Origin of the sequence: Bradyrhizobium sp. BRP19, from assembly GCF_020194195.1 — a bacterium.
GTDB classification, from domain to species: Bacteria; Pseudomonadota; Alphaproteobacteria; order Rhizobiales; family Xanthobacteraceae; genus Bradyrhizobium; species Bradyrhizobium yuanmingense.
In genome coordinates this window covers 594,481-608,068 of the sequence record NZ_JADYVZ010000004.1, presented here as the reverse complement: position 1 = coordinate 608,068, position 13,588 = coordinate 594,481, and the positions used below count along the sequence as shown (strand labels likewise).

Annotated in this window: 11 protein-coding genes; 6 read left to right on the top strand and 5 right to left on the bottom strand. The window is 64.2% G+C overall.

Going from position 1 to position 13,588, the window contains the following annotated elements:
• Positions 1-129: 129 nt before the first annotated feature.
• The 5 genes from I6F36_RS17310 to I6F36_RS17290 form a co-directional block, all read right to left on the bottom strand.
• Positions 130-819, bottom strand: a complete 690-nt coding sequence (locus I6F36_RS17310; RefSeq protein ID WP_225171834.1) for a type 1 glutamine amidotransferase domain-containing protein — start codon at positions 817-819, stop codon at positions 130-132.
• Between the two features lie 56 nt (positions 820-875).
• Positions 876-1,508 carry a hypothetical protein gene (locus I6F36_RS17305; protein WP_036023264.1) on the bottom strand — a complete coding sequence of 211 codons (633 nt, stop codon included), beginning with the start codon at positions 1,506-1,508 and terminating at the stop codon, positions 876-878.
• Positions 1,509-1,516: 8 nt separating this feature from the next.
• Positions 1,517-3,772 (bottom strand): xanthine dehydrogenase family protein molybdopterin-binding subunit, encoded by a 2,256-nt coding sequence (locus I6F36_RS17300; RefSeq protein ID WP_225171833.1) that lies wholly within the window; start codon positions 3,770-3,772, stop codon positions 1,517-1,519.
• Between the two features lies 1 nt (position 3,773).
• Positions 3,774-4,238 carry a (2Fe-2S)-binding protein gene (locus I6F36_RS17295; protein WP_036023261.1) on the bottom strand — a complete coding sequence of 155 codons (465 nt, stop codon included), beginning with the start codon at positions 4,236-4,238 and terminating at the stop codon, positions 3,774-3,776.
• Between the two features lie 82 nt (positions 4,239-4,320).
• A complete protein-coding gene (locus I6F36_RS17290) occupies positions 4,321-5,256 on the bottom strand; it encodes a helix-turn-helix domain-containing protein (RefSeq protein ID WP_225127192.1) in 936 nt (311 codons plus the stop codon).
• 334 nt (positions 5,257-5,590) lie between these two features.
• On the opposite strand from I6F36_RS17290, the gene I6F36_RS17285 reads away from it, so the two are divergent.
• The 6 genes from I6F36_RS17285 (at position 5,591) to I6F36_RS17260 (ending at position 13,565) form a co-directional block, all read left to right on the top strand.
• Complete coding sequence (locus I6F36_RS17285; protein ID WP_225127195.1) at positions 5,591-6,346, top strand: alpha/beta hydrolase; 756 nt, start codon at positions 5,591-5,593, stop codon at positions 6,344-6,346.
• A 55-nt stretch (positions 6,347-6,401) separates the two neighbouring features.
• The gene (locus tag I6F36_RS17280; protein WP_225127196.1) at positions 6,402-7,415 is read left to right on the top strand and encodes an aldo/keto reductase; all 1,014 of its coding nucleotides are present in this window, start codon (positions 6,402-6,404) and stop codon (positions 7,413-7,415) included.
• A 30-nt stretch (positions 7,416-7,445) separates the two neighbouring features.
• A complete protein-coding gene (locus I6F36_RS17275) occupies positions 7,446-8,279 on the top strand; it encodes a VOC family protein (protein WP_036005827.1) in 834 nt (277 codons plus the stop codon).
• A gap of 74 nt (positions 8,280-8,353) precedes the next feature.
• A complete protein-coding gene (locus I6F36_RS17270; protein WP_036005829.1) occupies positions 8,354-8,773 on the top strand; it encodes a putative quinol monooxygenase in 420 nt (139 codons plus the stop codon).
• 222 nt (positions 8,774-8,995) lie between these two features.
• Positions 8,996-11,824, top strand: coding sequence for a winged helix-turn-helix domain-containing protein (locus I6F36_RS17265; protein WP_225171832.1), 2,829 nt, complete (start codon positions 8,996-8,998; stop codon positions 11,822-11,824).
• Between the two features lie 52 nt (positions 11,825-11,876).
• Positions 11,877-13,565: a thiamine pyrophosphate-requiring protein gene (locus I6F36_RS17260; protein WP_225144067.1), complete on the top strand. Its 1,689-nt coding sequence runs from the start codon at positions 11,877-11,879 to the stop codon at positions 13,563-13,565.
• Positions 13,566-13,588: the final 23 nt, after the last annotated feature.

Below are 13,588 nucleotides of genomic sequence, written 5' to 3'. Positions count from 1 at the left end.
CCCATAGCGGGCGTCTCGAAGGATGGCCGCCGGGGAAACTCCCAAATGCGATAGCCCTGCTGCAAAGAGGGATGTAAGCACAGCTTCAGATGCCGCGCCCATCCCGCTCGAATTCGTCCTTGCGAATCTTCAGGTTTTCGCGCCGCTGCTCCTATCCTTGAGGGCGGCCAGCAACTCTTTTCCGAGCGCTCCGGCAGAGGCGGGGTTCTGGCCCGTGATGAGCCGGCCATCGACGACGACGTGAGGTTGCCAATTGGCCGCGGACGAGTACTCGGCACCCTCTGCCCTCAACGCATCCTCGAGCTCGTAAGGTACGTCATCGCGCGCATAGTCGTACTCTTCCTTCTTCGAAAAGGATGTCAGCTTCTTGCCGCGCACGAACGGGACGCCATCGCCGAGGTCGACGCCAAGCAGCGCGCACGGCCCGTGACAGACAGCGGCGACGAGCTTGCCGGTGCTCCAGGCTCGCACAACGGCACTTTGGACCGCCGCATTGCGCTGGATGTCCACCATGGGACCAAGACCGCCGGGTATCAGGATGGCGTCGTAGTCGGCGGCATCCACCTCGGATAATTTACGGCTGTGATTCAGGCGGCGAAAGGGTTTGCTGGCGAGGAAATCCTTCTGAGCAGGATCTTTCTCGTCATATGCATCGTAAGGCGTCCACCCCCCGGCCGGCGACGCGAACTCCACCGCGATCCCAGCCTTGTCGAGCACCTCGAAAGGATGGGCAACCTCGGCGAAAAAGAAGCCGGTCTTGCGACTATGCGGTCCGATCACGGCTGCGTTGGTGACAATGAAGAGGACGTGTTGGGTCATGGTTTTCTCCTTTCGATAATGCTATCTGGGATCGCCTTGCCGCGGCGGAGACCGCCTCAATTCGGACAGGGTTGTCCGGCCGCGCCCCACATCGCCATGTCCTTGACGTGATCCTCGAAGGTGCCGGGCGGCGTTGAGCGGCCGGCTCCGGGCGCCCAGCCGCGCGGGATGAAGCCGCTCAGCGAGGCATCGTGCCGCAAATGCCCGACGAGACCAGCGGCGTCGCGACCGCCGTTGCGCTTGGGATCTTTCATCTGGGCACAGATCTCGGCGCCGCTCTTGCCGAACCAGATGAAAGCCACCGGGGCGAGCTGCCAATCGATGCCGGCGCGCGGCGGCGAGGGCGCCGGCTCGTTCGCCTGGGTCGAGGTCATGTGGCAGGTCGAGCACGGGATCGCTTCCGCTCCGATGCGGCTCTCGCCGCCATGGATGTTCATGCCATGCGGGCGAGGCTTGGTTTCGCCGGCCGGCGTCCAGATCGGTATCGCCTTGGCATCGACATGGCAGTTGGCACACCGTGGATGGGTCACGACGGCTTCGATCCGCTTCCACGCCTCCAGCCCCTCGGCGCGGCTGACGCTGCCGGGCGGCAGCAGGTCCTTGGCGGCCTCGTCCTTCGCGGCGACGATCCCGGTCAGGGCGGCGACGGCCGACGCTGCCAAGACCAACGCGATCAGAGATCTCTGCATGGCGTGTCTCACACGAAATCGATGAACTTGTTGAAGGGCATTTCGCGGATGCGCTTTCCGGTCGCCGCGAAGATCGCATTGGCAAGCGCAGGCGCGGCGGGTGGCACCGGCGGCTCTCCGAGGCCCCTCACCTTCGGATCGTTCTCGAGCCCGCGAACTTCGATGACCGGGCATTGGTGGATCCGCATCGCCTCATGGTGATTGTAATTGGTCTGCTGCGCCGCGCCTTTTGAGTAGGTGATTTCGCAATTGATCGCGTGGCCTAGGCCCCAGACGACGCCGCCCTGGACCTGGTTCTCGAAATTGACGGGATCGATCACCTTGCCGACGTCGACCGCGACCCAGACCTTGTCGATCCGGATGCCACGGTCCGTCGCCGTCACCTCGACGACCTCGGCAACCGGTGTCCCGAACGACTCGACGAAGGCGACGCCGCGGCCCCTGCCCTTGCCGAGCGGCCCCTTCCAGGTCGACATCTCCGCGACCGTCTCCAGCAGCTTGCGATAATGCGGCACATTGCACATCGCGATGCGCGCCTTCATGGGATCGAGGCCGGCTGCGTGGATCAATTCGTCAATGAAGCTTTCGGTGAAGAAGCCGGCTGTGGACGCTCCCACGGAGCGCCAGGTGGTGCACGGCGACAGCCCTTGCGCCTCGTAGCTGATGGCGCGGAAGTTGGGGATGTCGTAATAGACGTTCCACGTGCCGGCGGCCAATTGAGGATCGGGATCCTTCGAGGGTGCACCCATGCGCTCGAGCAGTCCCTTGAACGGCGCCGTCGATGCCAATTGCAGGTCGGTCGCAACGATCTTGCCGTTGGCGACGCTCCCCCTGTGACGCGCGATCGCAATCTGCCGCGGAATATCCTGGAGAAAGTCCTCCTCGCGCGAGAAGACGAGCTTGATCGGCGTCCCGCGCATCTGGTCGGCGATCTCCGCGAGCACGCGGACGTTCTCGAACTCGAGACGATGGCCGAAGCTTCCGCCGGTCCATTGATTGTGGAAGATGACCTGCTCCGGCTTGAGGCCGATAGCGTTCGCCGCAATCGCTTGCACCGCCTGCGGGCTCTGATGACCAACCCAGATTTCCAGGCCCTTGTCGGTGACGAGACCGACCCCGTTCAAGGGCTCGAGCGGCTGATGTGCCACGTAAGGAGCGCGATATTCGGCTTCGACGAGCTTGCCCCTCTTCAGGCCCGCTTCGACGTCGCCGATCGTCCGCCACTCCTTGCCGAGGAATTCGGGCTTGAACGAGGATTCCAGCACCTTCCAGTGATCGGCCTGCTCGGCGGGATAGGCCGACGGCGCCCACTCGCAAGCGATCGCGTCGACCGCCTTCATGGCGTACCAGCTGTTGGTGGCGATCACCGCAACGCCGTTCTTGATCTCGAGGATCTTCTTCACGCCCGGCATCGCGCGCGCCTTGCTGGCGTCGTAGGATTTCAGCGGCTGGCCCTTGCCGGGGTTCAGCTTGACTGAGGCGTAGAGCATGCCCTCCATCTTCTGATCGATGCCGAATTGCAATTCGCCCATAACTTTGGCGCGCACGTCGAGGCGCGTCATCGGCTTGCCCAGCATGCGCCAGGTCGAGGGATCGCGCGGCTGCGCATCGAGCACCGGCGGAATTCTTGCGGCCTCGGCCGCCAGTGAGACGTACGGAATTTTGCTTCCGTCGGGCAGGATCACGTGGCCGGATTGCGTGCGGATGTCGGCGATTGCGACGCCCGAACGTTTGGCCGCAGCTGCCTTCAACGTCTCGCGCGCAACTGCCCCTGCCACGCGCAGCTTCTCATAGGTGTCCGGGATCGTGCTCGAGCCGCCCGTCATCTGCAGGCCGGATTTGCGAAGACTTTCCAGCGCCGCAGCACGTGCTGCTTCGGCCGCAGGGCTCTGGTCCGCGGCCAGGAACGGCGCCAGCTCCTCCTTGAATCCGGTGTTGAAGTAAGCGGGACTCGGGCCGGCGAAGCGGACTTCGAACTGGCCGGGGTCGAGGTCCATCTCCTCGGCGATCATGATCGGCTGCACCGAGCCGACACCCTGACCGATGTCGGCGTGTTGCGCGATCAGCGTGATCTTGTCGGGGCTGATCTCGACCCATGGATTGAAGGTGACGGAATTCGGGCCGAGTCCGGCGGCCAGCGGATTGCCATCGGCACTCGGCGCGGCCGCTTCGGCCGGACCATAGGCACCGAAAACGATGCCACCGGCGACCGCGGCAGAGCCGAACACGAAAGCCCGACGCGAAAGGGTTTGCATGTCGCCCATCTCACTTCTCCGCCATCTTGTTTGCGGCGGCCGCATGGATCGCCGCACGAATGCGCGGATAGGTGCCGCAGCGGCAGAGATTGCCGGACATCACCTGGTTGATCTGCTCGTCAGTCGGTTTTGGGATCGATGCAAGAAGCGAGATGGCCTGCATGATCTGACCGGTCTGGCAGTAGCCGCATTGCGGCACCTGATGCGCGATCCAGGCCTGCAAGACCGGATTTTGGTCCTTGTTGTGCAGGCCTTCGAGCGTGACGACCGATTTGCCCGCGACCTCGCCGATATGGGCCTGGCAGGACCGCACCGCCTTGCCGTCGATGTGAACGGTGCAGGCCCCGCATTGCGCGACCCCGCAGCCGTATTTGGCGCTGGTGATGCCCAGTTCGTCACGCAGCACCCACAACAGGGGCATCTCGGGCACGACGTCGACCTGGCGCTTGATCCCGTTCACCTTGAGCTCGATCATGCCGATATGTCCTCTCGCCTACCTGGTCGCTGCAACAGCACTGCCCGATGCACGTTGATGAATATTTCCGAATCCTGCGGGATCATGCGCAATTCCTGCGCGATGCGGCATCGTCGGGGTCGGTCTCCATCTCGGTCCCGCCGCAGCACAATTCGCGGTACTGGCCCGGGGTGAGATTTGCGGCCTTCCTGAACACGCGCGTGAAATTGGCCTGCGAGCCGAAGCCGAACTCCAGGGCAATCTCGACCAGCGACAGGTGGTCGCGCGCGAGCTCCTGTCGCGCGGCGTGGACGCGGCGATCGGTGACGTAACGGTGCGGTGACAATCCGGTCGCTTCGCGAAACAGCCGGGAAAAATGATAGGGGCTGAGGCAGGCCTGGGCCGCCAGATCCTCGAGCCTGACATCGCTGCCGAGAGACGCCTCGATATAGTCCAGCACGCGCTGGAGGCGCCTTGGGTCGAGCGCCGGCGATTTGTCGGGTGCGCGCCAACGGTCGATGGTGTAATTGCCCAAAAGATGCGCAGCAAGCGCGACCTGGATCCCCTCCACGAACAGCGCGTCGGTCGGCTGGCGCGGGCGATGGAGCAGATCGCGAAGCGGCGAACAGATGTGGAAGAGCACCTGGTCCGCCAGACCGTGCGCATAGGCGATCTCGATTTTGGCCGGATCGATGTCGAAATCCGCAAGTGCACTGTGGTCGAGCAGCGCGGGCGGCAGATAGAGATGAAGACATTCCATCCGGTCGGAAAGCTCGAGGTGGCTCTCCTGCGTGCCCACAGGCACGAGATAACTCATGCCCGGACGCGCGAGGCTTTTCTGGATTTCGCCGTTGCCGGCGCGGGACACCATCCCTCCGCCCGACAGCAGCATGACGAGCTCGGTGCAGATGGGAACGGGCGTTGCCTGACAGCCCGCCTCGAACTTGCGATGCTCGATGCTCAGCCCCGGCCAATCATTGACCGCCGCGAGCTTCTCGCTGTTCTTGTACTTGTGATCTCCATGCGTCACGAGCGCCATTACGACCTCCGCTTCGTTGCGGCGATTCCCGGCCCCGTATCGCGCGAGCGATCATTCCATCCGGTGGTGAGTTGCAGCCCGGTCACTGCCACGCCGATCGCGAATTACTCACAAGCTGCGCCAGCGAAGTCCAGAGGCGGCACGGTTAAAAGAGGTAAAAGCCAGGCAGCGCAAAGGCTTGGAGCGGCGCGCGTTCGGCTTTCAAGGCCAATCTCCTCGCACCTCAGCAAGATGCGTGCGTCATCGCGCAGGAATCGGAAATACCGCAAAGCGGGCGCGCCCTATAGATGGCGCACCAACGGCAATGTCGCCGTATAGATGACAGGAGCCTGACATGAAGCCGCTTACCTCCGCGCTTGCCGCGTTGTCGATCGCAACCGCCGCCCCCGCGGCCGCGGCCGACAGGAATGTTTCGATTGTTCTCGTGCACGGCGCCTTCGTCGATGGCTCGGGCTGGAAGGACACCTACGGCATCCTCTCGGAGGCGGGCTATGAGGTGCTCGTCGTTCAGCAGCCGACGATCACGCTTCGCGACGATGTCGCCGAGACCGAGCGCGTGATCGCCAAGGCGCGGCATCCCGTCATTCTGGTCGGGCATTCCTATGGTGGGATGGTCATCACGGAAGCCGGCGACAATCCCAAGGTTCGCAGCCTGGTCTATCTCGCCGCCTTTGCTCCTGACGCCGGAGAGTCCGTCAGCACGCTGGCGGAAGCACCGGTGCCCGCCGGCGAGCACAAAGCTCCGCTGGTCACCGAGGGCAATTATCTGCTCGTCGACCGCGCAAAATTCCCCACCTCTTTCGCGGCCGATGTCGACCCGGCCACGACCCGCTTCATGGGCGCCGCGCAGCTGCCCTGGGGATTGCAGGCGGTGCAGACCAAGGTCGATCGCGTGGCGTGGAAGACGAAGCCGACCTATTACATGGTGACGAGCGAGGATCACATGATCCCGCCGACGGCACAGCGCACCATGGCCAAGCGTTCCGGCGCGAAGGTGACGGAGATGAAGAGCAGCCACGCCGTCATGCTGTCGCATCCGCGCGAGGTCGCGGCGTTCATCAGAAGCGCAGACACGTCAGCGACCGACTGAGATCGGCTGTGCCGCACACGGGCGGACTTGGCCCTCGCAGACAAGGACTAGCAACATGGCCCTCAAGGATATTCTGCCGGGACGACTAGGGTTCGGCGCGGCGCCGCTCGGCAACATGTTCCGCGACATCCCGGAGCGGGAAGCGCTCGCGACGGTGAACGCAGCCTGGGACGACGGCATTCGCTATTTCGACACCGCGCCGTTCTACGGCGCGGGGCTTGCGGAGATCCGCATCGGCGCCGCACTCGCCGGCCGGCCGCGGAGCGACTACGTGCTCAGCACCAAGGTGGGCCGCCTGATCCTGGACGAGATCGAGGACGTCGATGCCCGCGACCTCGGTGAGAAGGGCGGCGTATTCAGGTACGGCCGCCCGAACCGGATCGTGAACGATTATTCCCGGGACGGAACGTTGCGCTCGATCGAGGACAGCCTGAAGCGGCTCGCGACTTCCCACATCGACGTCGCTTTCGTGCACGACGTTGCGCAGGATTTCTACGGCGACGAGTGGCTCTCGGTGTTCGAAAGCGCCCGCAAGGGCGCCTTCAGGGCGCTCGACCGGCTGCGCGACGAAGGCGTGGTCAAGGCGTGGGGACTAGGTGTCAACCGGGTCGAGCCGATCGAGCTGCTGCTCGCGCTCGAAGAGCCGCGCCCCGACGGCTTCCTGCTCGCGGGCCGATACACGCTGCTCGACCATGCAAGGGCGCTGCAGCGGGTGATGCCGATGGCCGCCGAGCACGAGCTCGCGATCGTGATCGGCGGCCCCTACAGTTCCGGCGCGCTCGTCGGCGGCCCGAACTTCGAGTATGCGCCGGCGCCTCCCGAAATCCTCAAGAAGGTGGCGCGGATCAAGGCGATCGCAGACCGCTATCGGATCAGCATGAAGGCGGCCGGCCTGCAGTTCGCGCTCGCCAATCCCGTGGTTGCCGCCGTCATTCCCGGTGCGAGCCGCCCAAGCCGCATCGCCGAGGATCGCGCGGCGCTCGAGGAAGCCATCCCGGCGGAGTTCTGGCGCGAGCTGCGCTCCGAGGGGCTGGTCAGCCCCGCAGCTCCGCTTCCCGCCGCTGATTAACCAATCCACCGAACGACCAAGGAGAGCAACATGACAGATGAAACCGACAACACCACCGAGATGGGTCGCCGCGCCCTGCTTCAAACCGCCGGCGCCGCCGTCGTCACCGGCATCATAGCCGGCACGGCAATCGACGCACGGGCCGCGACACAGGATGCGGAGCGCGACGAGGCACCGCTCGGCGCGCGGCTCCAGGGCGTCCAGCATTTCGGGCTGACGGTCCAGAACATGGAGCGGGCGTACCAGTTCTACACGGAGGTGCTTGGCGGCACCGAGGTGTTCCGGCACGGCGACTTCCAGGGGGACGGGGTGCAGAATACGCTGCTGGCCGACCAGGAGATCGAGGCGAACGCACGCGGGATCAATCCGCGAACAATTGGCGTGCCCGACTTGCGAAGCGGGGCACAGCGGCTCGATGTCCGGTTCATCCAGTTCGACAACATGGTGCTGGAGCTGCTGCAATATCGCGAGGCTGATCAGCCCATGGGCAGCGCCAAGAGTTTCGCCGAACCGCTGGAGCACATGAGCCCGGCCTTTCCGCGCATGATGCACATCTGTTTCTATGTTCGCGACGATGTCGACTTCAACAAGTTCATTGCGGATCTCGAAGCGGAATCGGCGCGCCGCGGCATGACGCAGGTGAGGGCGAACCGCACCATCCGCGTCATGACGGAAGCGGATCGCAAGGCCGCGCCCCGCAGCACCAACACGAACCGGGTGACCGCCGAACCCTCGAACGGCTGGGAGTTGATCTATTGCAAAGGACCCGAAGGCGAGCAGCTCGAATTCGTCAAGGCGCTCGGTCCGGTCAAGAAGCGCTTCAGCGAGGCCTTGGCAAAACGGCAACAGAAGATCCTGCGCTAGATTCTCGTGCGGGGCGGCTGTCAGGTGTCCTGGCTGGTCACTCTGCGATCCAATCACATGTCGAGGACTTCACCATGCAAACTCTCGTCCGCAACTCGCTTGCCGCCCTGCTGATCGCCTCCGTGGCGCCGGCGACGCTTCCGGCCATGGCTCAGGAGGCGCCGCGCATGCACTATGGGGAGATCCCGGAGGGGGCATATTCCGTGGTGGCCCAGGTGCGCGCCAAGCCTGGAAAGGAAGACATGCTGCGTGCCGTCACCTTGCCGCTGATCGACTTGGTCCGCGGCGATCCCAAGAACCTGATCTATTTCCTTCAGGAAGACCGCGCCAAGCCGGGCCACTTCATCTTCTACGAAGTGTTCGCCAGCCAGGCCGATTTCGACGCACACAACGCGATGCCTTATGTGAAGGATTGGTTCGCCAAGCTTCCGGAACTTGCCGACGGCGGCGTCGAAGTCATGCGCATGGCCGTTCTTGGCAAGCCCAAAAAATAGCCGAGCCGTCCGGCGCGCGCGTGTGTCAATTGTCCTGCGGCAAATCGTACGACCCGGAAGGGTTCCCTTCAAAAATATTGCAGTGCATGATAATACCAGTCGATCTATTCGATCGATTGGCAATGATCAATGCGGGCTGCCACGGAGACACGACAACGGGGCACCGGCCGGCGGGAGCTCACCTACTGCTTCGGCCCATTTCGACTGATCCCCAGCCGCCAGTTGCTCCTTCTCAAAGGGCGCCCCGTCAAGCTGGGTGGACGTGCATTCGAGCTTTTGCAGCTGCTGGTGCAGCGCTGCGGCGAGCTGGTCAGCAAGACTGAGCTGATGGCGGCCGCGTGGCCGGGCACGTTCGTCCACGACAGCAATCTCAAGGTCAACATGTGGAGCTTGCGGCGTTCGCTGGGAGATACCCAGATCGAGCCCGTATACATCGCGACCGTGGCGCGCCGCGGATACAAGTTCATCGCGCACGTGCAGATCAGCACCGGCGAGGTCGAGGACGATCTTGCGCTCGCCGAACCGCTCCCCTCGTCCAGTCCGCCATTGCTGCGCGGCATCGTTGGTCGTGAAGCGGAAATCGACGATATCACCGGTCTGTTGACCGGCAACAGGCACGTGACGCTGGCTGGCGCGGGAGGAATCGGCAAGACGACGGTTGCCTTGGCCGTCGCCCAGGCGTTTGCGTCACAGTGCCGCGACGGCGTGTGCTTCGTCGATCTCGCAACGATCTCCGACCCGACGCTGTTCGGCGCCGCACTGGTGACGGCATTGGGCATCCGGGGCAATCCGGACAACAGCCTGGCTGCGGCCATCGACTATCTGAAACCGCGGCAGATGCTGGTCATTCTGGACAATTGCGAGCACGTCCTGCCAGCCGCAACGATCTTCGCCGGCAGGTTCATGGCGGAGGCATCGCCGTCCAAGCTGCTTGCGACGAGCCGCGAACCGCTCGGCACCGCCACCGAGCACGTCGTCCGGCTCGGCTCCCTGGTCTCACCCAAACCCGGCCACGCCCTGACCCCAGATCAAGCCGTCAGGTTTCCGGCAGTGCAATTGTTCGTCAGCCGCGCCGCCGAATGGGCGGACTACCAATTCGTCGATGATGATTGCGAGGCCGTTGCCGCAATCTGCCACTCGCTCGACGGCCTCCCGCTGGCCATCGAATTGGCGGCAGCCCAGATCGGCAGGTTCAATCCTCACCAATTGGTGGAGTTGCTCGACCAGAATTTGGGTTTTCGTGCCCCCGCCGCCGATGGCGCGCCGCCGCGTCATGAAACGCTGATGGCGACGATCGACTGGAGCTTCAGACTGCTGTCGCAGCGGGAAGCCAGACTGTTCGGCCTGCTCTCGGTGTTCAGCGACGCATTCGAGGTCGAGGACGCGGTCTTCGTCGCCGAAGCGGCAGGGCTCACGCCGGTCGACGTCGTCACCGGCCTCGGCAGTCTCGTTGCCAAATCGCTCCTGAGCGCGCAGGCACATGGCGCGAGCCTGCGCTATCGCCTGCTCGACAGCACATGCCGCTATGCGAGCGAGCGGCGCCGGGCCGATCCTGCCTGCGACCAGGCGCTGCGCCGTCATGCGCAACGTGTCCTCACGCTGTTCGAGCAGTCCGAGGAGGAGTGGAACTGGCGCGAGCCGGCCGATTGGACCCAGCGTTACCTTGGCCGCATCGCCGACTTGCGCGCCGCTCTTTCATGGGCGTTCGGCGAGCACGGCGATGCCGTACTCGGGATCAGGCTCACGGTTGCGGCGATCACCTTGTGGTCGGAGACGTCGATCCTGTCGGAAGCGCAGGCGCGGTATGCGGACGCGCTCGCATTGGCCAAGACCGTCCCGTGCGACGATCTGTCGAAGACAAAACTCGCCTGCGCCCTTGGGTGGAGCCTCTTCTACGCCCGCAAGATGTCGAATGAGAACGAGATTGCCTGGCTCGATGCCATCCTCTTTGCAAAGCGGGCCGGCAACATCGAATATCAGCAGCGGGCGCTGGTCGGGTTCGGCTTCTACCTGCTGCAGATCGGCCAGGTCGAGCGCGCCATATCTTATCTTGAAGAGGCCACTGAGCTCGCCGACCGCGATCGCGATCTGACGGCGACGTCCGAAGCCGATCGCGCGCTGGCCTGGGCTCGCGCTTTTGCCGGCGAATTGAGCAGGAGCCGCCCTGTTCTCGACCGTCTTGCAGCGACCTACTCGCTGGCCGAAGGGCGTTCGCGCAAGGACGCGAACGAAGTCTATCGGTTCATCACCGTCCGCTTCAATCTGCCCTTCGTCGCGTGGATGCAAGGGCAAGCGGACTACGCGGCGAGGCTCGCCAAGGACGCCATCGATGCCGCGGACCGCAGCGGCCATTGGGTGTCACAGTCGAACGCATTTGGGCTCGCCGCCCTTCCCGTTGCGCTCGAAACCGGCAATCTTGACGCGCTCGCGAGCTACACTGAGCGATTGCGTCGCAACCTTGAACGCGAGCGCATCTCACGCTGGGTTCCGGTCGAGCGCTATTTCTCCGCATGCCTTCGCGACCTGCGGGGCGATCCACGCGCGGTGGAGGATATTCGAGCCGCGATCGACGAACTGACAGAATGCCGGTTCTTGATGCGGATCGGCAGCTATCTCGCGGTCCTCGCCCGCGCCTATCTGAAGCAAGGGCGGATCGCGGAGGCGCAAGAAGCCATCACGCGGGCGATCGAGCATCAGGAACGCCAAGGCGAGCGCTGGTGCCGTCCGGAGCTCCAGAGAGTTGACGCCGCGATCCTTCTCCACACCGGCGAGCCGCTGCGCGCCGAAAAGCGGTTTCAGCAAGCGCTCGCGGAAGCGCGCAGGATAGGCGCGCTGACGTTCCAATTGCGGATCGCGACCGATCTCGCGGCACATTGGATCGCCACCGACCGCAGATCCAAGGCTGTCCGGCTGCTCTCGCCGATCTATCACGAGTTCACCGAGGGGTTCGGGACACCGGATCTGCTTGCGGCCCAGCGCCTGCTGCAGCCGACCGCGAGCGGCTGCAGCGACCATCACGGGATGGAGCCGGTGCACGCTCGCGACGCATAGCTGGCCTACCGCCGCGCCTGCCGCACGCGCTTTACGCTTCCGGAAATTCCTGATCCTCTCTTGCCAACAAGCCGGATCAACCGGCCTTGCCAGGGAGAGAGACGCCATGAAGCTCGGCACCGCCATTGCGGAAATCATGAGGCGCGAGGGGATCGAGATCCTTTGCGGCTATCCGGTCAACCATCTCATCGAGCACGCAGCCAAGGCCGAGATCCGCCCCGTGATGGTGCGGCAGGAGCGCGTCGGCATCCACATGGCGGACGCCATCTCGCGGGTGACGTCGGGGCGCAGCATCGGCGCCTTCTGCATGCAGCACGGGCCGGGCGCGGAGAATGCGATGGGCGGCGTGGCGCAGTGCTTCGGCGAATCCGTTCCCGTGCTGGTGCTGCCGATGGGCTATCAGCGCAGGCTGGCGCATATCGAGCCGAACTTCAATTCCAGCGAGACGATGAAGCCGTTCGCGAAATCGTCCGAGCCGATTATCCTCGCGAGCGAAGTCGTCAACATCTTCCGCCGCGCCTTCACCAAGCTGAAGAACGGCCGCGGCGGGCCCGTCATCGTCGAGATCCCCTCGGACATGTGGAACGAGGAGGTGTCGGAGCCACTGAACTATACGCCGGTGTTGCGCACCCGCTACGGCGCCGACCCCGTTCACGTCAAGGAAGCCGCCAGCCTGCTGGTGAACGCAAAACGGCCGGTGATCTATGCCGGCCAGGGCGTGCATTACGCGCAGGCCTGGCCGCAGCTGAAACGGCTCGCCGAGCGATTGGCGATCCCCGTCACCACCAGCTTGGGTGGCAAATCATCGTTTCCGGAGACGCATCCGCTGTCGCTCGGCTCCGGCGGCCTTGCAGTGCCGCGCGCGGTGCCGAAATTTCTGGCCGAGGCCGACGTCATTTTCGGCATCGGCTGCTCCTTCACCGAGACCAATTTCGGCATCGCGATGCCGAAGGGAAAGACCATCATTCATTCGACGCTCGATCCCAATCATCTCAACAAGGACGTCGAAGCGAAGATCGGCCTGGTCGGCGATGCCGGCCTCGTGCTCGACGCGCTGCTGGAGGAGATCGGCAAGACCGTCACCGCGGATCGCGATGCATCCGCCGCCGCGGCCGAGATCGCAGCCTCGCACAAGGAATGGCTGGCGAAATGGATGCCGAAGCTGACCAGCAATGACGCGCCGCTCAGCCCCTATCGCGTGCTGTGGGATCTCCAGCACACCGTGGACATCGCGAATACGATCATCACCCACGATGCCGGCAGCCCGCGCGACCAGCTCTCGCCGTTCTGGCGATCGGTCGAGCCCCTCACCTATCTCGGCTGGGGCAAAACCACGCAGCTTGGTTACGGCCTCGGTCTTGCGATGGGCGCCAAGCTGGCAAAGCCCGACAAGCTCTGCATCAACGTCTGGGGCGATGCTGCGATCGGCTTCACCGGCATGGATTTCGAGACCGCGGTGCGCGAGCGCATCCCGATCATGTCGATCCTGCTCAACAATTTCTCGATGGCGATCGAGCTGAAGGTGATGCCGATCTCGACCGAAAAATATCGCTCGACCGACATTTCCGGCGACTACGCCGCGATGGCCCGCGCCTTCGGCGGCTACGGAGAGCGGGTGACGCGGCCGGAGGACATCGTGCCCGCGATCAAGCGCGGCATCGCGAAGACGAGGGAAGGCGTGCCGGTGCTGCTGGAGTTCATCACAGCCAAGGAGACCGAGGTGTCGCGGCCCGGCACGTGAGCGGAGCCGGTGCGGGCACGGCT

Bases quoted from the DNA above. Each gene is read 5' to 3' on its own strand.
- I6F36_RS17310 (WP_225171834.1), bottom strand. From the start codon at position 819: ATGACCCAACACGTCCTCTTCATTGTCACCAACGCAGCCGTGATCGGA.
- I6F36_RS17305 (WP_036023264.1), bottom strand. From the start codon at position 1,508: ATGCAGAGATCTCTGATCGCGTTGGTCTTGGCAGCGTCGGCCGTCGCC.
- I6F36_RS17300 (WP_225171833.1), bottom strand. From the start codon at position 3,772: ATGGGCGACATGCAAACCCTTTCGCGTCGGGCTTTCGTGTTCGGCTCT.
- I6F36_RS17295 (WP_036023261.1), bottom strand. From the start codon at position 4,238: ATGATCGAGCTCAAGGTGAACGGGATCAAGCGCCAGGTCGACGTCGTG.
- I6F36_RS17290 (WP_225127192.1), bottom strand. From the start codon at position 5,256: ATGGCGCTCGTGACGCATGGAGATCACAAGTACAAGAACAGCGAGAAG.
- I6F36_RS17285 (WP_225127195.1), top strand. From the start codon at position 5,591: ATGAAGCCGCTTACCTCCGCGCTTGCCGCGTTGTCGATCGCAACCGCC.
- I6F36_RS17280 (WP_225127196.1), top strand. From the start codon at position 6,402: ATGGCCCTCAAGGATATTCTGCCGGGACGACTAGGGTTCGGCGCGGCG.
- I6F36_RS17275 (WP_036005827.1), top strand. From the start codon at position 7,446: ATGACAGATGAAACCGACAACACCACCGAGATGGGTCGCCGCGCCCTG.
- I6F36_RS17270 (WP_036005829.1), top strand. From the start codon at position 8,354: ATGCAAACTCTCGTCCGCAACTCGCTTGCCGCCCTGCTGATCGCCTCC.